Here is a 23,704-nt window from a genome sequence, read left to right on the forward strand (position 1 = left end):
ACAGGATTCATACCGGCGCCACAGGTCCACGGGCAGGCGCCAGCAAACGGGGGTTCAGCATGTGTGGCATCGTCGGCGCGGTTTCCACGCGCAATATCGTTCCGGTCCTGATCGAAGGGCTGCGCCGCCTGGAGTATCGCGGCTATGACTCGTGCGGCGTCGCGGTCGTGCGCGACGATGTGGTCGAGCGCGCGCGCACCGTGTCGCGCGTGGCTGATCTGGACGCGCAGACGCAGGCGTCCGGCCTGTCCGGCTTCACCGGCGTGGCGCATACGCGCTGGGCCACGCATGGCAAGCCCGATACCGTCAACGCCCACCCGCACCTGTCGGGCGAGACCATCGCGCTGGTGCATAACGGCATCATCGAGAACTACGAGCCGCTGCGCGAAGAACTGCGCGCGGTCGGCTACGGCTTTGAATCGCAGACCGACACCGAGGTCGTTGCCCACCTGATCCACCAGGCCTACACCTACCCCAGCAGCGCCACCCGCGGCGACCTGTTCGCCTCGGTGCGCGCGGTGACCAAGCGCCTGCACGGCGCCTACGCCATCGCCGTGTTCGCCAAGGACCAGCCTGGCCGCGTGGTCGGCGCGCGCGCCGGCTCGCCGCTGGTGGTGGCACTGGGCGAGAACGAGGCCTTCCTGGCCTCCGACGCGCTGGCCGTGGCCGGCACCGCCAACCGCATCATCTACCTGGAAGAGGGCGATGTGGTCGAGATCACGCTGGACGGCGTGACCATCCACGACGCCGACGACCATCCGGTCGAGCGCGAAGCGCGCGTGGTCGAAGCCCATGCCGCATCAGTCGAACTGGGCCCGTACCGCCACTTCATGCAGAAGGAGATTTTCGAGCAGCCGCGCGCGCTGGGCGACACGCTGGAAGGCATCGAAAGCATTTCGCCGGCGCTGTTCGGCAGCGGCGCCGCCGAGGTCTTTGCCGGCATCGACAGCGTGCTGATCCTGGCCTGCGGCACCAGCTACTACTCCGGCTGCACCGCCAAGTACTGGCTGGAAAGCATTGCGAAGATCCCGACCCAGGTCGAGGTCGCCAGCGAATACCGCTACCGCGAGACCGTGCCCAACCCGCGCGCGCTGGTGGTGGTGATCTCGCAGTCGGGCGAGACCGCCGACACCATGGCCGCGCTGCGCCATGCGCGCGCGCTGGGCCACGTGCACACCCTGGCGGTCTGCAATGTGGCGACCAGCGCCATGGTGCGCGAGACCGAACTGCGCTTCCTGACCCGCGCAGGCACCGAAATCGGCGTGGCCTCGACCAAGGCCTTCACCACGCAGCTGGCGGCGCTCTACATGCTGACCCTGGCGCTGGCCAAGGTGCGCGGCCTGCTGACCGAAGACGCCGAGGCCAAGGCCCTGACCAACCTGCGCCACCTGCCCGCCGCGCTGCATGGCGTGCTGGCGCTGGAACCGCAGATCATCGCCTGGTCGGAAGACTTCGCCCGCCGCGAGAACGCCCTGTTCCTCGGCCGTGGCCTGCATTACCCGATCGCACTGGAAGGCGCGCTCAAGCTCAAGGAAATCTCGTATATCCACGCCGAGGCCTATCCGGCCGGCGAGCTCAAGCACGGTCCGCTGGCACTGGTCACCGAAGCCATGCCGGTGGTCACCGTCGCGCCCAACGACGCGCTGCTGGAAAAGCTCAAGTCCAACATCCAGGAAGTGCGCGCCCGCGGTGGACGCCTGTACGTGTTTGCCGACAGCGACACGCAGATCCAGTCGTCCGACGGCATCCAGGTGATCCGCCTGCCCGAGCACTACGGCGACCTGTCGCCGATCCTGCATGTGGTGCCGTTGCAGCTGCTGGCCTATCACACGGCCTGCGCGCGTGGCACGGACGTCGACAAGCCGCGTAACCTGGCGAAGTCCGTGACGGTGGAGTAAGGCACGGCCGCAACTGTCAGTTTGTCCTCTACAAACAGATTCGCCTATGGCAAAAATCGGGGTCGACCTTACGTGGAGATGTACTGCGGCTGCTCTCTGTGCTCTCGCTTACCGAAAGTGAGTCACAAGGGATAAATGCGGGGGCGCCCCAGGGTCACGAACGGTCAGGGACGCGCAGATGTCGGCAGCAAGAAGGCGAGTCCGCCGAATCGCCGCCAACATTGCGCGGACGACTTGTCGCCTGGCCGGTAAGCCCGCACGACTCGGTCAGTATCATTAAGCCCGTACGATGGGATACTCGCGGCCACAATAGTTCACAAGACTCAGTGGTAACGGCCCATTGCCTGGGGCAGGCTTCGGCCGCGGTCAGTGAGTTGAGGGCACATAGCCCCCTGACCCTGCTTGTCATACACCAGGATTTGCCCATCCTTGATGGTTGCTTACGCTGGTTCCTCACGAAGTTGGCTGCCCATACCCTCCGCGTGCCGGGCTCAGAGCATCGGTCTTCTTTCTCGTTCAGCAGCAGTCAGTCATCTCTCGCCCGAGTACGACTTGCGAATCCCTGTCCATTCCCTAACTCAAACCGTCCGGTTGGTCGAGGAAATGCCGAATAGGGACTATCCCGAACACAGCCGCTAGCCGTATTGAACTGTCAGTGCCAAGTAGCTAGGATGTTCTTTCGGAGCGCGAGTACAAGCGCTTACCAGCCAGAACGTCCGAGATGAAAGAAGCGGTCTGATTGCGGCAGACCAGCTGTCTCGGACGGCAGTGAAGTCCCGTAGCCAAAATAGACCTAAAGCTTAGGAGACGACTGTGCTGAGTCACCATGAGTTTGCCACGCTTGTGCTCGTCAACGACAACTCTGACCCAACGGAACTGGATTGCGCAGATGTGGACGCGCTGCTCGCGCATCAGTTGGTCAGGCTTGAGAGTTGTGGGCCTACCCACTCCCGACCTCGCGTCACCAGCGAAGGCTACGCCTTCCTCCAGGCCGTCGGCCGTGTTCGCACAAGCGATCGTTGGTCACGCCCGGCTTTGCAATGAGCGCATTGCTTTAACCCGTAGAGCCTGCTGACGTTCGCGCTCCCCGGGCCTGACTGCCGGCGTGGACCCGCCGGGGTCTGATGCCGTAATCGTTGTTCACTTGATTTCCGCCATGTTGGGCTTTTCTCGGATTGCCTGGGTGGCGGGTCGCCCTTCGGAGATGCAAGATGACTCAATGGTCGCAGGAGCAAATCAGTAAGGTGCAGATGGCAGGCGTGGAAACCCTGGTCGGACTAGCCGGCAAGGCATTTGATGCCTATGAAAGGCTGCTGGAATTGAATCTACGAACTGTGAGAGCGACCTTGTCGGAGGCACGGGAAGGCGCAGAAAAGGTCTTATCGGCCAGGGACCCGCAAGAGCTTGTCGACTTGCAAGTCGAATTGCTTCAGCCCGCAACCGAAAGGGCATTAGCGTATCGCCGGCAACTGTATGAAATCTTGGCCGGCACACGCGCTGATTTCGACAAGGTTGCCGAAGCCCAGTACACGGCAGGCAAGGAGCAAATGCAGAGCTTCCTGGAAACCTTCACGAATAGTGTGCCAGCAGGCCCGCCGGCGCCCTTGACTGCTTGGCGTGAGGCGGTCAAAGCGGCCACTACGCTTTACGAGTCGATGCAAACGACCGCAAAGCAGGCGGTGCAGGTGGCCGAGAGCAGCTTTGATTCGGCTGCGGAGACCGCCTCCAAAGGCGTGCGGCGCCGTGCGGAAAAGGTCTCCCAGGCGGCTGCCAAATAGTTCGACACTCGCTTCTCGTTACCGTTTTCGCGGTATCGAGGACCGAGCAACTTTGCATAGCGGGATTGGCAAAAGGGCTCGCAGGCAGCGCGCCATGCACGCGCTCACACCATTTCTGAGGAGAGTGAAGACATGACCAGGAAACTTGCAGTGGTCACCGGTGGGATGGGCGGGATAGGCGAAGAAATCAGCATCCGGCTTCAAGACGCCGGTCATACGGTGGCCGTTACCTATTCCCCTGAGAATACCCGCGTCGCGAACTGGCTCAAAAAAATGGAAGAAAGCGGGCGCAAGTTCTACGCATATCCCGTTGACGTCGCCGACTACGAGTCGTGTCAGCAATCCGTGGGAGACATTCGGGAAGACCTGGGCGCCATAGACATTCTGGTGAACAATGCTGGGGTCACACGGGATGCAAGCTTCAAGAAGCTGGACAAGGTCAACTGGGATGCGGTCATCCGCACGAACCTCGACTCAGTATTCAACATGACAAAGCCAGCGTGCGAGGACATGGTGAAGCGAGGCTGGGGCCGCATCATCAACATATCATCCGTCATCGGCTCCAAGGGCGGCTTCGGCCAAACCAACTATGCTGCAGCCAAAGCCGGCATGCATGGCTTCACGAAGTCTTTGGCTCTCGAGGTTGCAAAGAGCGGTGTGACAGTCAACACTGTTTCGCCTGGCTTCATTGCCACCAGAATGGTGACCGCCGTCCCGCGAGAGATACTCGAAACCAAAATCATCCCGCAAATCCCTGTGGGCAGATTGGGACAGCCGGAAGAGGTGGCGGCGCTGGTTGCGTACCTCTGCTCGAATGAGGCCGCCTTCGTGACTGGCGCAAATATCGCTATCAACGGTGGACAACATCTGCAATGAACCGAGGCCTTGCTCAGTTCCATGCGGAGGCTGAGTAATCCAGGCGGCCGATGCTGGCGTAACGTCCATCTTTCCGCTTCTTGCCTGCCGCAGCGCGCCCGGCATGATAGTCGCAAGCGAAGACATCGACTCGTGGTCGCACTTTCCGCTGCGCTAGCTTTTGCGTTTGTGCTTCCCGGCTCAACCCTGGCCGGGAAGTCGACAAGACACATGGTGCAAATCCAAGGCGCTAAATTCGAGCCCGACACCATCGAGGTCAATCGAGGCGAAACCATTGTGTGGGTCAACCATGACCCTTACCCACACACGGTCACCGCTTCTGGCGGCTTCGATTCGCGCAGCATTCCGGCCGGCGGCCAGTGGCAATATGCCGCGCACACGGCTGGCGACTTTCCCTTTGTCTGCACGCTGCACCCAGACATCAAGCTCGCTCCTGCGCCACGCGCCGGCCGAAGCCGCGGCGGTGTTGCACTTCAGATTTGAGGCCGCCCTGCATCGCGTCCACGGTTTATACATCGCATTCAGGGCCAACCGGCGAGCGAAGGCCTGCTTTGCCTCTTCCGGAATTTGCTTCTATCGTGAATGCGCGCGTCGCTCTTTTCTTAAAAACCGAAACGGTGTGGATTTTCTGAACTATAAAGTGTCGTTTGCCGCACTCATCAGCGGCGAAACGAGGACGACAGGGCAAGATTGCAATGACCCTGTCAGGTCCGGGCCTCTGGGACGACGAACGTGGTGAAGAAGGCGGTCACCGGTGTGCCGCCTGGCGTCGGAGAAAGCAAGTGAAAAATGCCCACCAGGTGCCGCCCCACAAGCTGGCGCCACACGGCCAGCCCATCCAGCCTGCATGGGTCCGCATCACGCACTGGCTGAACGTCGTTGCTGTATTCATCATGATGCTTAGCGGCTGGCGCATCTACAACGCATCGCCGCTGTTCGGCTTCCATTTTCCCAATGCCGTCACCCTGGGCGGCTGGCTTGCCGGGGGCCTGCAGTGGCATTTTGCGGCGATGTGGCTGCTTGTCGCCAACGGCATGTTCTATCTGGTGATGAATATCGCCACGGGCCGTTTCCGGCGGCGCTTCTTCCCGCTTTCCGTCCCGGCGGCGCTGCGTGACATTGCGGCGGCCGTGCGAGGCAAGCTCACACACCCCGATCTGGCCGAATACAACGCTGCCCAGAAGCTCTTCTACGCGGGCGTGGTGGTGGTGATCGTGCTGACGGTGCTGTCTGGCCTGGCAATCTGGAAGTCAGTTCAATTTCCCACGCTGCGTGTGTTGATGGGAGGCTACGACGCTGCGCGTTGGGTTCACTTCATCGGCATGAGCGCGATTGCGCTATTCCTTGTCGTCCATGTGGTGATGGTGTTGCTGGTGCCGCGCACACTCATCATCATGCTGCGCGGACGCTAGTTCTCGATAGGGAGAATGGTCATGAGCAATGCCGAGCGAATCGTCAAGCTTGACCGCAAGCTGATATTGCACGATGCGACGCGCGGGCTGGGCATGCCATCGCGCCGGCTGTTCGGAAAGCGTGCCATGACGCTTGGTGGCTTGCTGCTGCTGACCGGCTGCAGCATCACCGACGAACCGTCGGTTGAGTCCTTTCTGATGGCGGTTTCGCGCTTCAATGACCGCGTGCAGGGCTGGCTGTTCAACCCTGACCGGCTGGCGCCGGCCTATCCTGAGTCAATGCTGACGCGGCCGTTTCCTTTCAATGCCTACTACGGCCTTGCTGACGTGCCAGAGGTGGATGCCAGTGAGTTTCAACTGGAAGTCGGTGGCCTGGTCTCGCGCAAGGCGGCATGGACCCTGGAAGAACTCTACGCGTTGCCGCAGACGTCGCAGGTGACCCGCCATATCTGTGTGGAGGGGTGGAGTGCCATCGGCAAGTGGGGTGGCACGCGCTTCTCTGATTTTCTCAAGCGCGTTGGTGCCGATACCAGTGCAAAATACGTGGGCTTTGTCTGCGCCGATGACTACTACACCAGCATCGACATGCCCACGGCGCTGCATCCACAGACCTTGCTCACCTTCACCTACGACGGCGAGCGCCTGCCGCCCAAGTATGGGTTCCCGATGAAGCTGCGCATGCCCACCAAGCTTGGGTACAAGAACCCGAAGCACATTGTCGCGATCTACGTCACAAACAAGTATCCCGGCGGTTATTGGGAGGACCAGGGATACAACTGGTTTGGGGGATCCTGACCTCGAAACCTGAGCGGCAAGTCTGCCGGCCTCTCCCTATCAATCCAATCAAGGAGCACAACATGAACAAACGCCTGGTTTTGCTGCTTTCCTCCGCAGTGTTGCTTGCCAGCCATGCATGGGCACAAGATGCAATGAAGAAGGACGACATGGGCAAGGGCGCCATGGGTGCCAGCGGCAGCATGGCGAAGGACTCCATGGCGAAGGACGACATGGACATGAAAAAAGACAAAATGAGCAAGAGTCACGCCAAGAAACCCCACGAAAAGAAGGAAGGCATGAGCAAGGATTCGATGGGGAAGGATGCGATGAGCAAGGACGCCACGAAACAATAGTAGGTCGTACGCACGTTCCATCCCCTGGGCGATCAGGCAAAGGAAGCCTCAACTTATGTCGGACGACAGCGGCTGAGGCTTCCATCCGGCAGATCGCCCGTGGAGATTGATGGCCTCGTGATTCATGTTTGCTGGTTGCAGAACTTACGGATTGTCACGACTTGTGGGTCAACTCGGGCGCCGACTGTACCGTTTTTTCCGGTAAGCAAGGCGCATTGCCGAGCTGCAGAACCTTTCCCAGGAGTCCACGTCATGAAGAAGCTATTCGCTGCAGTTGCCTCCGCCGCCCTCGTCGGCACCGTTTTCGCGCAGACTGCTGTGCCAGCTTCCGCGACCCAGCCGCAGGGCGGGGCCGCGAAAGACCAGGCAAAGGTCGCCAAGGAGATGAGCCCCGCGCCGGCAAAGGCCGACAAGAACAAGAAGAGCGCGGCCGCGCAGGGCAATGAAGCAAAGGCCCAGGCCAGCGCCACCAAGGAGAAGGCTGACGTCAAGGCCGATGCCGGCAAGTCAGCCGCCAAGGGCACCCATCACAAGGCGAGCAAGGCGAAGGCCGCCCATGCCGAGGCCGGCATGGCGAAGCCCGACGCCGCGAAGGCCGCGACCAGCATGGACAAGACGAAGAACCAGTAAGCTGCTCCCATCGGGCGAACCGAGGGGCCGTTGCCAGGGCGAAGGCCGTGGCGATGAAGCCTGAGTGCAGGAGCTTTGCGGAGAGCGCAGGTTAGCCGGAATGCCAGCCTGTTCTCTCCGCGCTTGTCATGCCTGGGGAATTTCCCCTGCCAATTCATGAGGTCGGGGCTCGCCGACTGCATGGCGGAGTTCGTGGTCTTCGATGATTCCTTCGCCGCATGCAGGGCACTGCATCGCCCTCAGCACAATCGTCTTGCCTGGCTCAGGCGCTTCTAACTTCAGGGTGATGGCGGTCAAGTCAGCCTTGTCACACGCGGGGCATAGCATGATGGCGCAGTGGAGTTGTGGCGAGTCAGTTTGCGGTGGACGCGCTGGCCGGCGAGCAGCATGAACCCTGTTGTTGCATAGGAGGGCACTTGTTGGTGCCGTACGAGCAGAACACGCAGCAGTCGCCATCCCTGGGCCGAAGCACCGTTGCGCAGCCCTCGCACTCGTAGAACCACTGGCAGGCATCGGTCGGCATCGTCTCAACCTTGCGGTGGCCGCAACGGGGACAGGTAATGGTTGACTTCAACTTGACGGTGCTCATTGCTTCCGCTGCCTGAGACAGTCGCCATCGGCCTGTCATCGAACTTCCATTTTGACCTGTTTGCACGTAGTCTAGGTCCGTACCTGAGTACGGAGTCAAGTGATGGCGTCGACCCTGACAATTGGACAGTTGGCCAAGGCGGCCAACGTTGGCGTGGAAACGGTTCGTTATTACCAGCGATGCGGATTGCTGCCGATACCCGAACGCGCGCAAGGCACCATTCGTCAGTATTCCGATGACAGCTTGCAGCGGCTTCATTTCATTCGCCGGGCCCAGGCACTTGGGTTCACCCTGGACGAGGTTCGTACGCTGCTGCAACGGAACGACGGCCGCCAATGCGGCACTGCGCGCGCGCTGGCCGAACAAAAGCTGCAGGTCGTCGAGGAACGGCTGCGCGATTTGCGGATGCTGCGGACCGAGTTGAGAAGTCTTGTGGGGCAATGCCGCGACAATCGCGACGAGGTCACGTGCCCGTTGATTGCAAACCTGTGTGAGGCCGATAGGCCAAAGTAGTGGCGGCTCAGGCCCTTGTGCGTCGTGCTCCATGGCAAGGGTCCGCCGTTATGCCACGTACAACAGGAACGCCCGCGCCATCTCCCTGTCCAGCCGCCGGTCCGACAGGGAAAAAGTGCTCTCGCGGTTGATCAGCGCATACAGCAGCGTGCCGGCCAGCGCCTGGTGCGCAAAGCGGATGCGCTGTTCCAGGTCGGGCGAGGCGCCCGCCGGATGCAGCCGTGCCAGCCGCGCAGCCAGGTCGGCCATGTACTGGCGGTTGAGCTGCCGGACGGGGTCCTCGCCTGTGGTGGCGCGGGCCACCAGCGACGCGCGCAGCACTCCTGCATTGCGATATGTCCAGATGCGGCTGTCGCGCGCCAGCGTGTGGACGGCGTCTTCCAGCGGCGGCCGGCGTGCGTCGAGTTGCGCGAGTCGCTCCGCCATGCCCTTGCTCAGCATCTCCAGCGCCAGGGCCTGCAGGGCCTTGAAATAGCTCTCCTTGCCCTCGAAGCGGCTGTAGAACGCGCCAGTCGTGACGCCGGCGTGCGCGCAGATCTCCTGGATCGAGACCTGTTCCAGCGTGCGCTCGCGCAGCAGCCGGCGGCCGGCTTCCAACAGCGCCACGGTGGTGCGCAGGCCACGTGAATAGCGCGGCGCGGCATAGCCCGGGTGGCCTTCCAGCCCGGTCAGCTTGTCTTCCATGACGACCTTTTCTCCCAGCGGGCGTGGCTCCGGGCCCGTTCCGTCTTGTCGGTGTTTCTACGGATGTTGTGAACGGTATCGGGCCAACATACTGGCCCGAAAACGTAATCCATATTATGAATTGGGCGGCGCCCTGCCTATCAGGTGCCGCCCGGATACCGATGAGCGCCCTTCGGGAGACCGCGCATGACCACGTCCTACCAGCCGCGCCGCGCGTGGCTGACCGCAGTACTGTTGTTCTTCTTCCTGGTGGTCAACGCCATGGACAAGATGGTGGTGGGCCTGCTGGCCGCGCCGATGATGGATGAGCTGGGTCTGACGCCGGCGCAGTTCGGCCTGGTCGGCAGCTGCTTCTTCTGGCTGTTCGCCGTCTCCGGCGTGCTGGGCGGCTTCCTGGCCAACCGCTCACCTACCTCGCGGTTGCTGGTCCTGATGGCGCTGGCATGGTCGCTGTGCCAGATCCCGCTGGCGCTGTCGTCCAGCCTGGCGGTGCTGATCGTCTCGCGCATCCTGCTCGGCTTCATGGAAGGGCCGGCCACGCCGGTGGCGATCCACGCCTGCTACAAATGGTTTCCGAACAGCCGGCGCAACCTGCCCGTGGCGGTGCTGACGCAGGGCGCTGGCATCGGCATCGTGCTGGCGGGCCTGCTGATCCCGGCAGTGGCCGCGCACTGGGGCTGGCGCAGCAACTTCTACCTGCTGGCGGTGCTGGGCGTGGTGTGGGCGCTGGTATGGCTGGCGTTCGGGCGCGAAGGGACACTTGACGAACCTCCGGCCGCGCATGGCGTCCCGGCCGGCGGCGCGCCGCAGCGCCTGCCGTACCGCGTGCTGCTGAGCGATCCCACGGTGCTTGGCTGCTTCGCGCTGCGGCTGGCGGCATACTGGGGCCTGGCGCTGTGCCTGACCTGGATCCCGGCCTACCTGCAGAGCGGGCTGGGCTTTGATCACGCCGTCAGCGGCAAGCTGTTCGCACTGATCATCGGCACCAACCTGCCGCTGACGCTGGCCATCGCGTGGTTCTCCGAGCGCCTGCTGGCGCGCGGCGTATCGTCGCGGACGGCGCGCGGACGGGTGTCTGCCGGCATGCTGCTGCTGGCCGGCGGCTTCTTCCTGTTGTTGCTGTGGCCGGGCACCACGCCGGCCATGCGGGTGGGTCTGCTGGTGTTGGCCTGTGTCTGCGCGCCGGCGATCTATTCGCTTGGGCCGGCGATCCTGGCCGAGGTAGTGCCCGCGGGACAGCGCGGCGCGGTGCTGGCCATCGATGCCTCGGTGTCGTCGCTGGCCGGCGTGCTGGCGCCGCTGGTGACGGGCGTGCTGGTGCAGAACGTGCCGGGCGCGCGCGGCTTTGAACTGGGCCTGGCCCTCTGCGGCGCGATCATGGTGGTGGCGGCGCTGGCCGGACTCTACGTGGTCAGCCCTGAGCGTTCGCGCCGCCGGCTGGCCGGGCACCTGCCGTCGCGTGCGGAAGCGGGGCAGCCTGCGGCAGCCGCTGGCTGAGTGCGGCGCATAGGCTCCGCGACAGCACGGCAATTGCCGTGTGCGCCCGTTTTTATATTTCCATAATGCCGTGCCGAGCGCTTTTGAAAACCGAATGGAAACCATTGCCATTCGCATCCTCAATGGCACGTGAAAACCCCGGCAAAATGCGACAGCGAGGCCGAATTTGCTTGATGTCCGCCCTTGCGGGACTACCATGAAAATCGCGGTGGGATAATCACTACGCGTTTTCGCGTTTTCGAAAACGAGAGTGGGTTCAATCGCTTTGAGGGTGGTTGGGGGCAGTCATGAAAAACGACAAGAAGGTGATCCAGTTGCTCAATGCTCAGCTCCGGCACGAGCTGACCGCGATCAACCAGTATTTCCTGCATGCCCGCATGTACCGGCACTGGGGGCTGACCGCCCTGGGCAAGCATGAATACGAGGAATCGATCGAGGAAATGAAGCACGCCGACAAGCTGATCGAGCGCATCCTGCTGCTCGATGGCTTGCCCAACCTGCAAGACCTGGACAAGCTGCTCGTGGGTGAGAACACCGAGGAAATGCTTGGTTGCGACCTGAAGCTTGAGCAGGTGTCGCAGGCCAGCTGCAAGGATGCGATCAAATATTTCGAGTCGGCTGGCGATTATGTTTCGCGCCAGCTGGTGGTCGATATCCTTGCAGACACCGAAGAACATATCGACTGGCTGGAAGCGCAGCTGGAACTGGTGGGCAAGGTCGGGCTGCAGAATTACATCCAGTCCGCCATGGGCGGCGTCGGCTAGCCCGGCGCGGTCTCCTGCAAGGATTTCAGTTTCCCGTTACACTGCGGCCCGCAGCACGTAGCGTCGCTCAGACGCGGCGTCAGCGGCGGGGTGGCAGAGTGGTTATGCAACGGCCTGCAAAGCCGTGTACGACGGTTCGATTCCGGATCCCCGCCTCCAGACTTCCTTGCCCGGCTCATGGTGCCGGGCGTGCCAGCGCGTCTGTGCAATTGCCCTGATATTCATGTGCCTGCCATTGGCCTTCGCCGTGCCGGCGGCCGGCCTGTGCTGCGCGCGCCCTGACCGGTACGCCGCAGGCAATTCCGGACACGCATTTACCGTTACTTCCCCAATAGATCAACGACACCGAATCGGGTAATGTTGCCTGACAGGCCTGCCGGCCTGCGAGCAACCCGTGCCGCCAGATGGCGGCAAAGCCATGTCCGGGCTTCCATGGCGTTCCCGTTGCGAGGTAGGGTGAAAAAGGAGAGGCTCCAGATGATCAAAGACTTGCGGATCCGGGCGGCCATGCCCGCGGACGGGCCAGCCGTGGGAGAGCTGCTGGAACGATGCGGGCTGCCGGTGGACGACGTGCCACGCCTGCTGGATCATTTCCACGTGGCTGTCCTTGGGGCGCAGATCATTGGCTGCGCCGCCGGCGAGAACTGTGGCGAGACCGTGGTGATCCGGTCCGTCGCGGTGTTGCCCGAGCACCGTGACCAGGGCGTGGCCACACACGTGGTGCGCGCCGCGCTGATGCGCGCACGCGCCAACGGCGCGCGGCGCGCGGTGCTGCTGGCGTCGAGCTGTCCAAGCTATTTTGCGCGCTACGGCTTTACGCTGGTGCCGGCCTCTAAGCTGCCGCCAGAAGTCATGTCATCGAGCGAATTCCACCGCCGCGCGGACACGCCGCCGCTGTGCATGTGGTGCGAGCTGAGCTGAACCCGGCGAAGCCGACGGCGCGCCTCGGGGCGCGCCGCAGTGACCGCGCACTGACCGTCTCAGTGCGCCCCCTCGCAGCGGCTGATCTCCACCGTCATGTGCACCAGTTCCTCATGCACGGACAGCGCTTCGCGCACGCGCCGAGGCGTCAGCGCGGCGTCGTGCGTGACCAGGCAGACGATGCAGGCAAACTGCTGCCGGCCCACGCGCCACACATGCAGGTCTGACACGCGGCTGCTTTCGTCGCCGTGGTCCAGGCCCGCCAGCACCTCGCGCACTTCTTCCACCACCGGGTGATCCATCTCGCGGTCCAGCAGCACCGTGCCGCTCTGGCGCAGCAGGCCGATGGCCCATCTGCCGACCAGCACCGCGCCCACCAGGCCCATCGACGGATCCAGCCACGCCCAGCCCAGCCACCAGCCGCCGGCCAGCGCGACGATCGCCAGCACTGAGGTCGCGGCATCGGCCAGCACATGCACATAGGCGGCGCGCAGGTTGATGTCGTGGTGGTGGCCGTGGTCATGGCCGTGATGTTGGCCATGCTCGTGCGCGTGGTCGTGCCCATGCGCATGGCCGCCCAGGATCAGCGCGCAGCCCAGGTTGACCAGCAGGCCGAGCGCGGTCACTGCCATGGCTTCGCGATAGTGAATGGCCTGCGGCGTGAACAGCCGCTCGACCGAGCCCGCCGCCATCAGCGCGGCGATGCCCAGCAGGAACACCGCGCTGGCAAAGCCGGCCAGCACTTCGATCTTCCAGGCGCCGAAGGCAAAGCGACGGTCGCCGGCATAGCGCCGCGCGGCGCCATAGGCAAAGGCGGACAGGCCGATGGCCAGCGCGTGCGAGCTCATGTGCCAGCCATCGGCCAGCAGCGCCATCGAGTTGAACCAAAGTCCGGCGGCGATCTCCACCACCATGGTGATGGCGGTGATCACCATGACCAGGCGCGTGCCGCGCTCGGCGGCACGGTTGCCGGCGTCGAAGGCGTGGCTGTGGGTCCAGGCGGACAGATCGTGGGTATGCATCGTTGGATCCTTCGGTGCGCCGGAAGTCGCGCGGGTGGCCTGGTATCAGGCCGGCACGCGCAAGGGTAGCAGAGCTCCAGCCGCGCGCCGGTGGCGACCCTGATGGCGGCAGGGGCGCAAGCCTGCTGCGCCCGCCGCCCCCCGGACAGCGATAAAAGTGCTTTAAATTTTGCAAAAAATCCCGTAATTCATGCGTAGACTTCACTTAATCTTTACATACATTCATGAATGGATGTATGATTCGACGAAGAATTCACATTTCCATCGCATCGTTGTTGCTGATTCCGAGATGAGTTATCGCTTTATTGCTACCTGTCTTGCCGTCTGGGTGGGCGTTTGCGCCACCGCCGGCTGGCTCGTCGAGCGCCTCTGGAGCTGACCTTCCGGTCAGCCTCCCCGGGGCCCGAATCCATCCACATCAAGCCGCGCGCTGCGCCTGCGCCAGGCTGTCGAAGAACTGCCACAGTTGCGGCGCATCGCCGGTGGCAACGTTGAAGCGGATCCACGGCGAGTCGGTTTCATCCGGCTCGAAGTACGATCCCGGCGCCAGCCAGATGCCATGCTCCAGCGCCAGGGTGGCCAGGCGGTTGCCGTGCAGCGGAACGCCGCGACGGGCTGCCAGCACGGCCTCGTTCAGGCGTGCCCACGCGAACATCCCGCCCTCCGGACGCAGCAGCACCTCCAGCCCGTGGGCTTCCATCTTCTCCGTCACGCGATCCTGCTGCGCGCGCAGCCGCTCGGCCAGCGCCGCCACGTGGCGGCCGTAGTGGCCGCTGGTCAGCACGGAATAGACCAGCCGCTCCGTCACCTCCGATGAAGTGAGGCCGACCGCCATCTTGGTGCGCGCGAAGGCCTTGGCCAGGTCAGGGCTGGCCGCCAGATAGCCGACGCGCAGCGAGGGCGTGATGGTCTTGGAAAAGCCGTTGATATAGACCACCTGCGACAGGCCGTCCATGGCCGCCAGCATCGGCGAGCTGGCCGGCGCCAGTTCGCGGTAGATATCGTCCTCGACCACCAGCAGCCGGTGCTGCTCGGCCAGCTGCAGCACGCGGAAGGCGTTCATGCTGCTCAGGCTGGCGCCGGTCGGGTTCTGCAGCACGGTGTTGATAAACAGCGCGCGCGGGGCGTGGGCGCGGATCGCATCGTCCAGGGCATCGGTGTCCAGCCCCGCAGCGGAGCGTGGCACGCCCACCACCCGCAGTCCCGCCAGCCGCAGGATCTGCAGCAGGTTGCAGTAGCAGGGCGATTCCACCAGCACCGTATCGCCGGCGCGCAGCAGCGTGCGCACGACCAGGTCCAGCGCCTGCGTCGCGCCCTGCGTCAGCACGACCTGCTGTGCCTGCAGCGGGATGCCATACTGGCCCAGGCCCGCGGCGATATGCTCGCGCAGCGGCGCAAAGCCGTAGGGATGGCCGTAGCCCGACAGCTGCGCCGCCGGCACGCGCGCCGAGGCACGCATGGCCTGGTGCAGCCCCTCCTCGTTGAGCCAGTCGCCGGGCAGCCAACCCGCGCCTGCCTTGATCGGCACCGAATGGTCGGCAAACACGTCCGACAGCAGCCATGCCGCATTCAGCCCCGGCGCTTCCCATTGCGGCGCGCGCGCGTGTCCGGACGGGGCATGGCGGTGGGCCACGGTATAGCCCGAGCCCGGGCGCGCCGCCAGGTAGCCCAGCGCGGTCAGCCGGCCGTAGGCCTCGGCCACGGTGAAGGTGCTGACGTGGTGGTGCTGCGCAAAGCGGCGCACCGAGGGCAGCGCGGTGCCGGCGCGCAGCGCGCGCTGCTCCACCAGCGCGGCGATGCCGGCGACGATCTGTTCGGTCAGGGTGTCGCCGTCACGGCGGCTGCGGGTCAGGCTAAGGGTCAGCATCAGGCGCTCGGGCAGGCATGAACCTGTACAGTTTAGCGGCTGCCGGCGAGCGCGCGCGTGCCGGTATTCCACAGCGTGAAATTTGCCGCAGTGCAGCGTGGCGTGGCGCACCGCACGCCGATGCGAGTCGTGGCAGGGTGCATGAAGCGGGCGCCGCAGCGATACTTGCCTGTACGCTTTGGCGTGATCAAACTGTACGGCAAGGCAGGGTTGTCCTGACTGTATATTTTGTCGGCCAGAAGCCGCCGGTAGAGTGGCCGTCATTGCTATCGCGCTGCCCGGCAGCGCGCCCGCCAATCCGACCCGATTTCCCCCCAAGGAGGACATATGGACGCCGCCAAGACCGTGATTCCCGATCTCGATGCCCTGTGGATGCCCTTTACCGCCAACCGCCAGTACAAGGCGGCGCCGCGCCTGCTGGCGTCGGCCAGCGGCATGTACTACACCACCCACGACGGGCGCCAGATCCTGGACGGTTGCGCCGGCCTGTGGTGCGTGGCCGCCGGCCACTGCCGCAAGGAAATTGCCGATGCGGTGGCGCGCCAGGCCGCCACGCTGGACTATGCGCCGCCGTTCCAGATGGGCCATCCGCTGTCGTTCGAGGCCGCCACCAAGGTCGCCGCGGTCATGCCGCAGGGGCTGGACCGCATCTTCTTCACCAACTCGGGCTCGGAGTCGGTCGACACCGCGCTGAAGATCGCGCTGGCCTACCACCGCGCGCGCGGCGAAGGCCAGCGCACGCGCTTTATCGGCCGCGAGCGCGGCTACCACGGCGTGGGCTTCGGCGGCATGGCGGTGGGCGGCATCGGTCCCAACCGCAAGGCATTCTCGGCCAACCTGATGCCGGGCACCGACCACCTGCCGGCCACGCTGAATATTGCCGAAGCGGCCTTCTCCAAGGGCCAGCCGCAATGGGGCGCGCACCTGGCCGACGAGCTGGAGCGCATCCTGGCGCTGCACGACCCGTCCAACGTCGCCGCAGTGATCGTCGAGCCGCTGGCCGGCTCCGCCGGCGTGCTGGTGCCGCCGGTCGGCTATCTGGAAAAGTTGCGCGAGATCACCAGCAAGCACGGCATCCTGCTGATCTTCGACGAGGTGATCACCGCCTTCGGCCGCCTGGGCGCCGCCACCGCGGCAGAGCGCTTCAACGTGACGCCGGACCTGATCACCATGGCCAAGGCGATCAACAACGCCGCGGTGCCGATGGGCGCCGTCGCCGTGCGCCGCGAAGTGCATGACACCGTGGTCAATTCGGCTGCGCCGGGCGCGATCGAGCTGCTGCATGGCTACACCTACTCCGGCCACCCGCTGGCCGCCGCCGCCGCCATCGCCACGCTGGACCTGTACCAGCGCGAAAACTTGTTCGGACGCGCCGCCGAGCTGGCACCGGTATTCGAGGCCGCGGTCCACGGCGTACGCAGCGCGCCGCACGTGAAGGACATCCGCAACTACGGGCTGGTCGCCGGCATCGAGCTGGAGCCGCGTCCCGGTCAGCCTGGCGCACGCGCCTATGAGGCCTTCCTGAAGTGCCTGGAGCTGGGCGTGCTGGTGCGCTACACCGGCGACATCCTGGCGTTCTCGCCGCCGCTGATCATCTCCGAAGCGCAGATCGGCGAAATGTTCGATACCGTGAAGAAGGCGCTGCAGGACATCAAGTAAGCGGCACGCGCCGCATCGCATTGCCGCCGGACCCGCGGGTCCGGCTTCCCTGGTCACAGGCCGCGGCGCGCTGACGTGCGCGCCGCGGCAACCGAAGGAATTCCCAAGTGAGCATCGCAGAAAACCGGCAACTGGCCGAAATCCACCATTTCATCGGCGGCGCCGTGCGCCGCGCCGGCGGTCAGCGCCTGGCGGAAGTGTTCAACCCCGCCACCGGCGAAGTTGCCGCGCGCGTGGCCATGGGCACCACGCAGGACGTGGCCGACGCCGTCGCCGCCGCCAAGGCTGCCTTCCAGGCCTGGGCCGACACCCCGCCGCTGCGCCGCGCGCGCATCCTGTTCAAGTTCAAGGAACTGCTCGACCAGCACCACGACGACCTCGCCGCGCTGATCACGCGCGAGCACGGCAAGGTGTTCTCGGATGCCAGGGGCGAAGTCACGCGCGGCATCGAAGTGGTCGAGTTTGCCTGCGGCATTCCCAACCTGCTCAAGACCGATTTCACCGACAACATCGGCGGCGGCATCGACAACTGGAACCTGCGCCAGCCGCTGGGCGTGGTGGCCGGCATCACGCCGTTCAACTTCCCGGTGATGGTGCCGATGTGGATGTTCCCGGTGGCGCTGGCGTGCGGCAATACCTTCGTGCTGAAGCCGTCGGAGCGCGATCCGTCGCCGAGCCTGCTGATCGCCGACCTGCTGCGGCAAGCGGGCCTGCCTGACGGCGTGTTCAACGTCGTGCAGGGCGACAAGGAAGCGGTGGACGCGCTGCTCGCGCATCCGGACGTGCAGGCGCTGTCCTTCGTCGGCTCGACGCCGATTGCCGAATACATCTACACGGAAGGCACCAGGCACGGCAAGCGCGTGCAGGCACTGGGCGGCGCCAAGAACCACCTGGTGGTGATGCCCGATGCGGATCTCGAACAGGCCGTGGATGCGCTGATCGGTGCCGCGTATGGTTCCGCTGGTGAGCGCTGCATGGCGATCTCGGTCGCAGTGGCAGTGGGCGATGTCGCCGACAAGCTGGTGCCGCGACTGGCCGAGCGCGCGCGTTCGCTGAAGATCCGCAACGGCATGGAGTCCGATGCCGAGATGGGCCCGCTGGTAACCGGTGCGCACAAGGCCAAGGTCGAAGGCTATATCGCCAAGGGCGTGCAAGAGGGGGCAACGCTGGTCACGGATGGCCGCGGCCACAAGGTCGAAGGCCATGAGAACGGCTTCTACGTGGGCGGCACGCTGTTCGACAACGTCAAGCCCGACATGACGATCTACAAGGAAGAGATCTTCGGTCCGGTGCTGTCGGTGGTGCGCGTGCATGACTTTGCCGAGGCAGTGTCGCTGATCAACGCGCACGAGTACGGCAACGGCGTGTCGTGCTACACCAGCGACGGCGGCATCGCGCGCGCGTTCGCGCGACAGATCCAGGTGGGCATGGTCGGCATCAACGTGCCGATCCCGGTGCCGATGGCGTGGCATTCGTTCGGCGGCTGGAAGCGCTCGCTGTTCGGCGACCACCATGCCTATGGCGAAGAGGGCGTGCGTTTCTACACGCGCTACAAGAGCGTGATGCAGCGCTGGCCGGATTCGATTGCCAAGGGCGCCGAGTTCACCATGCCGGTGGCGAAGTAACGACAGGAGCCCGGGCGGCGTCGGGGGAGCTTAATGGAATATCACCATCGATTGATACTCCACTACACCTCCTGGCTTCTGCATGGCTCGTGGGAAATCGCGATCGAAAAAAATCCCTGCTCGCTGCCACCGACGCGGCGACGGGCTTTGGACCTGCTGCCCTTCCCCGCAACGACGCCGGGAAGGGCAGCCCATGCGCGACTTGCCGTCAGGCTCCCAGCGCCGGGTCGCTCATGCTGGCCCGGCCCGTTTCCACATGTCCGGCCAGCCGACGCCGGAACGCTGCATCGGAACTGACCGTTACCGCGAGGTCGTACCAGCCATAGAAGCGCCGCAGATCGATGTACAGGTCGACGCTTTCGCCTGCAGGCACTGTCTGCTTGATGACGTTCTGCGGATCATACGCATTGACAACGGTGAACTCGCAACGCACGCGGCCGGGATTCTTCAGGCGCAGCTGGATATTGCCGTTGGCTACGTCGTAGGCCTCCGTGACCTCCGGCAGGGCGAGCTCGCCTCCCGTGAGCGCGCTCGCAAGGGGCAGCAGGCCGGCAAACTGACGCACGAATCCGTTAGGTCCGTGCACGGTGTAGTTGAAGCCGCCGCCGGGGCCGGGCAGCAGGCTGTCAGCAAGACGCTTGCCCGCTTCGACGGTATAGGTGCGGGGCGCTTCTAGGCTGTTTGCCGCGTAAACCTGGAACGCCGCGCCGGCGCGGCCGGCATTGATGAACTCAACCCGGAACTTGCCAAGGGACACGTCCACCCGCCCGCGAACGAAGAGCTCATAGGGGAGCGCACGCGCCGGCCGCGTGCCGGGCTCCTGCTTCGGCACGGCCTGGACGGCCGGCGGCAACGGCACGTAGTCGGGGTGGCGCTTCTGGTCAGGCGGCACATAGGCGCCTGTGCCCGGCAAGGCCGGGAACGCGTCGTTCGGACTGGCGAAATCGAACGCGGCCGTGAGATCGCCGCAGATGGCGCGGCGCCAGCGCGTGATATTCGACTCGGCCAGGCTATGCTGCCGCCCGAACCGCTGTTCGATGAAGCGGATGATCGAGGTGTGGTCGAAGACCTCCGAGCACACCCAGCCACCCTTCGACCATGGCGAAACGACGATCATCGGCACACGCGGTCCGAGCCCAAAAGGGCCGGCCACGTTCTTCGCATCGCCAGGATAGATCTCGCCGGTCGTGTCCACGGTCGACAAGCCATTCGCGCTCGACGCCGGGGCAAACGGCGGCACCACATGGTCGAAGAAGCCGTCATTCTCGTCGTAGGTAATGATGAGGGCGGTCTTGCTCCACACCTCGGGATTCGACGTCAGCACCTGCAGCACCTGGTCGATGTACCACGCCCCATAGTTGGCGGGCCAGTTCGGATGCTCGCTGTAGGCTTCCGGTGCCACGATCCACGACACCTGCGGCAACGTATTGTTCTGCACGTCGCGCTTCAGGATGTCGAAATAGCTGCCGCCCGCCGACACGTTGGTGCCGGTGCGGGCTTTTTCGTACAGCGGGCTGCCCGGCTGCGCATTGCGGTACTGATTGAAATAGAGCAGCGCGTTGTCGCCGTAGTTGCCAATGTAGGCGTTCTGCGTCCAGCCCCACGAGCCGTTGGCATCCAGGCCGGTGCCGATGTCCTGGTAGATCTTCCAGGAGATGCCTGCGCGCTCCAGCACCTCGGGATAGGTCGACCAGCCATAGCCGGCCTCTGCGTTGTCAATCACGGGGCCACCGCCGGTGCCGTCATTGCCAAGGCCGCCAGTCCACATGTAGTAGCGGTTCGGATCCGTCGGTGTCATTCCGGAGCAGTAGTAGGCGTCGCAGACTGTGAAGGCATCGGCGAGCCGGTAGTGGAACGGAATGTCCTGGCGCGTCAGGTAGGCCATTGTCGTCGTACCCTTGCTCGGCACCCATTGGTCGTAGCGGCCACCATTCCATGCCGCGTGGGTGGTGTTCCAGTCGTGCGGCAGATCCTGCAGGAACTGCATGCCGAGGTCCGGCGCGCTGGGCCGGAACGGCAGGACATGGCCTGCGCCCGCGGCGATCGGCTGGTACCACACCGGCTTGCCATCCGGCAATGCGATGGCCTGCTTGTCGCCAAATCCGCGCACGCCCCTGAGCGTGCCGAAGTAGTGGTCGAAGGAGCGGTTCTCCTGCATCAGGATCACAATATGCTTTACGTCCTCGAGGCTACGGGTCGCATTGTGCGCAGGGATGGCAAGCGCATTGCGAATGCCCTCGGGCAGTGCGCCCATCGCTGCGGCGGCTCCGGCCGCCTGGGCGGCGGAGCGCAGAAAGTCACGTCGGCTGTTGGAGGTCATGGTCCCTCTGTCGGCAAAGAGATTGGGGGGAGGAAGGGCGCGCACCCGTTGGTGGCTGGCGTGCGTCCCGGAAAACGCATAATGCGTCAGTCGACAGCGTGCATCACGGGCGGCACAAGATCCCCCGAGGCAGGCGCGGCCGGCGTGGCAAGCGGCGCGTTCATCGCGGAGGGCAGCGTTTGGCCCGCGGACTGCGCATCGGCTGATGCGCGCGCCGCGAGTTCCGCTTGGGTCGGGCTAAGGCGCGCATCCTGCACGGTTCCCGCAGATGCTGCAGCGGGCGCGGCTTCGCGGTCGCTGCACGCGCTGGCGACCACACAGCCCAGAGCGACGAACGCAGCGAGCAGCCCATGCCGGAACACTGTGCAGCATTGGCATTGCGGCTTGCGGCTTCCTTGGTAGCTGACAGACAAAATCCATCTCCTGGCGGTGCGAGCGCCCGTGCGGGGACGCGTTCGGGCGTGGCCACTCTAGAGTGGCAGGATGACTGTTTTGTGAACCCGACAGTGGTGGGGTATGACCCAGCGGGCAAAGAGCGCGATCAAACTGCGCTCAATACGGCTGGAGCCAGATTCCTGTGCGGGCTGCGGAGGATTGCTGGGTATCACGACTCGCCTGAAACAATCGACATTTCATACGGGCATCGTGCTATGGCAATCAGCTTGCAACGCGTTGACGCAGTGCCCCGGTGCAAGTGACGCTGGCGCCTGGCCCATCCGGTCTCGCTGGCGCTGCAGTTCGCGGGGCAGAACTGGGTGGCGGGCTTCGTCGACCTGGGCGCGATCCTGGGCATGACCACGGTGATCCTGGTGATGACCTATGGCCAGACCCGCGTGATCTTTGCGATGTCGCGCGACGGCCTGCTGCCCGAGCTGCCGCGCGCGTTCCGCTGCCCGGGCGTGCCGGTGGTGCCGCTGCTCTCGATCGGCTTCTGCCTGTTTCTGATGGCGCACCTGCAGGCGCTGACCTGGATTGCCTTCCTGGTGTGGCTGACGGTGGGGCTGGTGATCTACTTTGCCTACGCGCGGCGCAACGCCGTGCTGCATAACCACGGCGGCTGAACCGCCTCAGTGCCGCCCTCAGCTGCCGCGCTCGGCCGCGGCCTTCATGAAGGCCACCGCGCGCGGCTCGTTGGCATAGGCGGCGTTGATCCGGATCCATGCCGAGGTCTCGCCGCCCGGGCGGAAGTAGTTGCCCGGCGCCAGCGTCACGCCGTATTCCTCGCCCAGCTTCACCAGCTCGCGCGAATCCGCGATGCCGGGCGGCCGCGCCCACAGGAAGTTGCCGCCCGAGGGCTGGCAGAACACCTCCCAGCCGTTGCCGGCGAGCTGCCGCACCGCATTGGCCGAGGCCTCGCGCACGCGCAGGCGCAGCCGCTCCACAAACTTGCGGTAGCCGCCGCGCTCCAGCAGCGCCGCTGTCACCGCTTCCGCAAAGTGCGAGCCGGCCACGCTGGTCAGCACCTTCACATCGACCAGGTCCTTGATCAGCGCCTTGTCGGCCACCAGATAGCCGATGCGCAGCGAGGCCGACACCGTCTTGGAAAAGCCGCCGATGTAGATCACGTGCTCAAGCTGGTCCAGCGTGGCCAGCCGGTCGGTGAAGTGGGTCTGGAAGTCCGAGAAGATGTCGTCCTCGACAAAGCGGAAGCCATGCCGGCGCGCCAGCTCCAGCAGCCGGAACGCCACCGGCGGCGCCAGCGTCGATCCGGTCGGGTTCTGCAGCACGCTGTTGGTGAAGAACAGCTTGGGCTTGTGCTGGCGCAGCAGCGCCTCGGTGGCGTCCGGGTCGGGGCCGTCGGGCGTGTGCGGCACGCCCACCAGCTGCACCCCGTGCAGCCGCAGCAGGCCGAACAGGTTGTAGTAGCCGGGGTCTTCCACGAACACGGTGTCGCCGGGCTTGAGCAGGTGGCGCACCACCAGGTCCAGCGCCTGGCTGGCGCCGGTGGTGATCAGCACTTGCGGCAGTTCGGCGGCGATGCCCAGCTGGCGCACGCGCAGCAGCACCTGGCGGCGCAACTCCGGATGGCCCATCGGCGTGGCGTAGTGGATCACGCTGTCGATCTCGTTGCGCGAGATCGCGCGGATAGCCTGTGTCAGCCCCTCCACGTCGCGCCAGGACTCGGGAACGAAGCCGCCGGCCAGCTTGAGCGTGCCGCTGGGGTGGTTGAACTGCTCAATGATGTGGTCGGACAGGTCCTCGGCCAGGCTTGGGTCTGACCAGCCGCGTGCCGAGCGTCCCGCCAGCGGACTGTCCGCCACATAGAAGCCCGACCCCTGGCGCGAATCCAGCAGCCCCTGCGACACCAGCCGGTCGTAGGCCTCGATGACAGGGAAGCGGCTGATGCCGTTTTCCGCGGCCAGTTGCCGGATCGACGGCAGCCGCGCGCCGGGGCGGGCCTCGCGGTTGCCGATCCACGACTTCACGCCTTCGACGATCTGCTCGGTCAGTGGAATGCCGGTGGAAGCATCCAGGATGAGTTTCATGAGCGGGCTCGTGGGGGAGGGTTGGCGGGGGAC

General features: G+C 64.7%; 22 protein-coding genes, 1 tRNA gene and 1 pseudogene. 16 read left to right on the top strand and 8 right to left on the bottom strand.

Annotation, left to right across the window (positions count from 1 at the left end):
- Positions 1 to 59: 59 nt before the first annotated feature.
- The 8 genes from glmS to ACREYQ_RS01370 all read left to right on the top strand — a co-directional run bounded on the left by glmS (position 60) and on the right by ACREYQ_RS01370 (position 7,724).
- Positions 60 to 1,898 carry a glutamine--fructose-6-phosphate transaminase (isomerizing) gene (glmS, locus tag ACREYQ_RS01335; protein WP_432259025.1) on the top strand — a complete coding sequence of 613 codons (1,839 nt, stop codon included), beginning with the start codon at positions 60 to 62 and terminating at the stop codon, positions 1,896 to 1,898.
- A 1,211-nt stretch (positions 1,899 to 3,109) separates the two neighbouring features.
- Positions 3,110 to 3,676, top strand: coding sequence for a phasin family protein (locus ACREYQ_RS01340; RefSeq protein ID WP_432259026.1), 567 nt, complete (start codon positions 3,110 to 3,112; stop codon positions 3,674 to 3,676).
- A gap of 132 nt (positions 3,677 to 3,808) precedes the next feature.
- On the top strand, positions 3,809 to 4,552 hold the full coding sequence (gene phbB, locus ACREYQ_RS01345; protein ID WP_432259027.1) for an acetoacetyl-CoA reductase: 744 nt from the start codon (positions 3,809 to 3,811) through the stop codon (positions 4,550 to 4,552).
- Positions 4,553 to 4,573: 21 nt separating this feature from the next.
- Positions 4,574 to 5,035, top strand: coding sequence for a cupredoxin domain-containing protein (locus ACREYQ_RS01350; protein ID WP_432260334.1), 462 nt, complete (start codon positions 4,574 to 4,576; stop codon positions 5,033 to 5,035).
- A gap of 299 nt (positions 5,036 to 5,334) precedes the next feature.
- Positions 5,335 to 5,964 carry a cytochrome b/b6 domain-containing protein gene (locus tag ACREYQ_RS01355; RefSeq protein ID WP_432260335.1) on the top strand — a complete coding sequence of 210 codons (630 nt, stop codon included), beginning with the start codon at positions 5,335 to 5,337 and terminating at the stop codon, positions 5,962 to 5,964.
- A 21-nt stretch (positions 5,965 to 5,985) separates the two neighbouring features.
- Complete coding sequence (locus ACREYQ_RS01360) at positions 5,986 to 6,759, top strand: molybdopterin-dependent oxidoreductase (RefSeq protein WP_432259028.1); 774 nt, start codon at positions 5,986 to 5,988, stop codon at positions 6,757 to 6,759.
- A 62-nt stretch (positions 6,760 to 6,821) separates the two neighbouring features.
- Entirely contained in the window at positions 6,822 to 7,094 is a 273-nt protein-coding gene (locus tag ACREYQ_RS01365; RefSeq protein WP_432259029.1) for a pentapeptide MXKDX repeat protein, read from the top strand.
- A gap of 252 nt (positions 7,095 to 7,346) precedes the next feature.
- A complete protein-coding gene (locus ACREYQ_RS01370) occupies positions 7,347 to 7,724 on the top strand; it encodes a hypothetical protein (RefSeq protein WP_432259030.1) in 378 nt (125 codons plus the stop codon).
- Between the two features lie 126 nt (positions 7,725 to 7,850).
- Here the strand turns inward: ACREYQ_RS01370 and ACREYQ_RS01375 are convergent, their stop codons facing one another.
- Positions 7,851 to 8,180 (bottom strand): YgiT-type zinc finger protein, encoded by a 330-nt coding sequence (locus tag ACREYQ_RS01375; RefSeq protein ID WP_432259031.1) that lies wholly within the window; start codon positions 8,178 to 8,180, stop codon positions 7,851 to 7,853.
- Positions 8,077 to 8,313, bottom strand: coding sequence for a GDCCVxC domain-containing (seleno)protein (locus ACREYQ_RS01380; RefSeq protein WP_432259032.1), 237 nt, complete (start codon positions 8,311 to 8,313; stop codon positions 8,077 to 8,079). The genes ACREYQ_RS01375 and ACREYQ_RS01380 overlap by 104 nt, the downstream gene beginning before the upstream one ends.
- A 102-nt stretch (positions 8,314 to 8,415) precedes the next feature.
- Between ACREYQ_RS01380 and ACREYQ_RS01385 the strand changes: the two genes are divergently transcribed.
- The gene (locus ACREYQ_RS01385; RefSeq protein ID WP_432259033.1) at positions 8,416 to 8,826 is read left to right on the top strand and encodes a MerR family transcriptional regulator; all 411 of its coding nucleotides are present in this window, start codon (positions 8,416 to 8,418) and stop codon (positions 8,824 to 8,826) included.
- Positions 8,827 to 8,874: 48 nt separating this feature from the next.
- Here the strand turns inward: ACREYQ_RS01385 and ACREYQ_RS01390 are convergent, their stop codons facing one another.
- Entirely contained in the window at positions 8,875 to 9,510 is a 636-nt protein-coding gene (locus ACREYQ_RS01390; protein WP_432259034.1) for a TetR/AcrR family transcriptional regulator, read from the bottom strand.
- 186 nt (positions 9,511 to 9,696) lie between these two features.
- Here ACREYQ_RS01390 and ACREYQ_RS01395 point away from each other — a divergent pair, with 186 nt between their 5' ends.
- The 4 genes from ACREYQ_RS01395 to ACREYQ_RS01410 all read left to right on the top strand — a co-directional run bounded on the left by ACREYQ_RS01395 (position 9,697) and on the right by ACREYQ_RS01410 (position 12,692).
- A complete protein-coding gene (locus tag ACREYQ_RS01395) occupies positions 9,697 to 11,007 on the top strand; it encodes an MFS transporter (protein WP_432259035.1) in 1,311 nt (436 codons plus the stop codon).
- Between the two features lie 287 nt (positions 11,008 to 11,294).
- Positions 11,295 to 11,771 (top strand): bacterioferritin, encoded by a 477-nt coding sequence (gene bfr / locus ACREYQ_RS01400; protein ID WP_432259036.1) that lies wholly within the window; start codon positions 11,295 to 11,297, stop codon positions 11,769 to 11,771.
- A gap of 84 nt (positions 11,772 to 11,855) precedes the next feature.
- A tRNA-Cys gene (locus ACREYQ_RS01405) sits at positions 11,856 to 11,930 on the top strand.
- 318 nt (positions 11,931 to 12,248) lie between these two features.
- Complete coding sequence (locus ACREYQ_RS01410; RefSeq protein ID WP_432259037.1) at positions 12,249 to 12,692, top strand: GNAT family N-acetyltransferase; 444 nt, start codon at positions 12,249 to 12,251, stop codon at positions 12,690 to 12,692.
- 59 nt (positions 12,693 to 12,751) lie between these two features.
- On the opposite strand, the gene dmeF is transcribed toward ACREYQ_RS01410, so the two are convergent.
- Positions 12,752 to 13,714, bottom strand: coding sequence for a CDF family Co(II)/Ni(II) efflux transporter DmeF (gene dmeF, locus ACREYQ_RS01415; protein ID WP_432259038.1), 963 nt, complete (start codon positions 13,712 to 13,714; stop codon positions 12,752 to 12,754).
- 418 nt (positions 13,715 to 14,132) lie between these two features.
- Positions 14,133 to 15,581 (bottom strand): PLP-dependent aminotransferase family protein, encoded by a 1,449-nt coding sequence (locus tag ACREYQ_RS01420; RefSeq protein ID WP_432259039.1) that lies wholly within the window; start codon positions 15,579 to 15,581, stop codon positions 14,133 to 14,135.
- A gap of 327 nt (positions 15,582 to 15,908) precedes the next feature.
- Here ACREYQ_RS01420 and ACREYQ_RS01425 point away from each other — a divergent pair, with 327 nt between their 5' ends.
- Both ACREYQ_RS01425 and ACREYQ_RS01430 read left to right on the top strand, forming a co-directional pair.
- The gene (locus tag ACREYQ_RS01425; protein ID WP_432259040.1) at positions 15,909 to 17,240 is read left to right on the top strand and encodes an aspartate aminotransferase family protein; all 1,332 of its coding nucleotides are present in this window, start codon (positions 15,909 to 15,911) and stop codon (positions 17,238 to 17,240) included.
- Between the two features lie 107 nt (positions 17,241 to 17,347).
- A complete protein-coding gene (locus ACREYQ_RS01430; RefSeq protein ID WP_432259041.1) occupies positions 17,348 to 18,865 on the top strand; it encodes a CoA-acylating methylmalonate-semialdehyde dehydrogenase in 1,518 nt (505 codons plus the stop codon).
- A 208-nt stretch (positions 18,866 to 19,073) separates the two neighbouring features.
- On the opposite strand, the gene ACREYQ_RS01435 is transcribed toward ACREYQ_RS01430, so the two are convergent.
- Positions 19,074 to 21,185: a phosphocholine-specific phospholipase C gene (locus tag ACREYQ_RS01435; protein WP_432259042.1), complete on the bottom strand. Its 2,112-nt coding sequence runs from the start codon at positions 21,183 to 21,185 to the stop codon at positions 19,074 to 19,076.
- An 86-nt stretch (positions 21,186 to 21,271) separates the two neighbouring features.
- The gene (locus ACREYQ_RS01440; protein ID WP_432259043.1) at positions 21,272 to 21,598 is read right to left on the bottom strand and encodes a hypothetical protein; all 327 of its coding nucleotides are present in this window, start codon (positions 21,596 to 21,598) and stop codon (positions 21,272 to 21,274) included.
- Positions 21,599 to 21,898: 300 nt separating this feature from the next.
- On the opposite strand from ACREYQ_RS01440, the pseudogene ACREYQ_RS01445 reads away from it, so the two are divergent.
- Positions 21,899 to 22,246 (top strand): annotated as a pseudogene (locus ACREYQ_RS01445) (amino acid permease C-terminal domain-containing protein); the annotation flags it as partial.
- Positions 22,247 to 22,264: 18 nt separating this feature from the next.
- On the opposite strand, the gene ACREYQ_RS01450 reads toward ACREYQ_RS01445, so the two are convergent.
- Positions 22,265 to 23,671, bottom strand: coding sequence for a PLP-dependent aminotransferase family protein (locus ACREYQ_RS01450; protein WP_432259044.1), 1,407 nt, complete (start codon positions 23,669 to 23,671; stop codon positions 22,265 to 22,267).
- Positions 23,672 to 23,704 lie beyond the last annotated feature (33 nt).

It is taken from the genome of Cupriavidus sp. TMH.W2, from assembly GCF_050847365.1.
In the GTDB taxonomy this organism is placed as follows: domain Bacteria; phylum Pseudomonadota; class Gammaproteobacteria; order Burkholderiales; family Burkholderiaceae; genus Cupriavidus.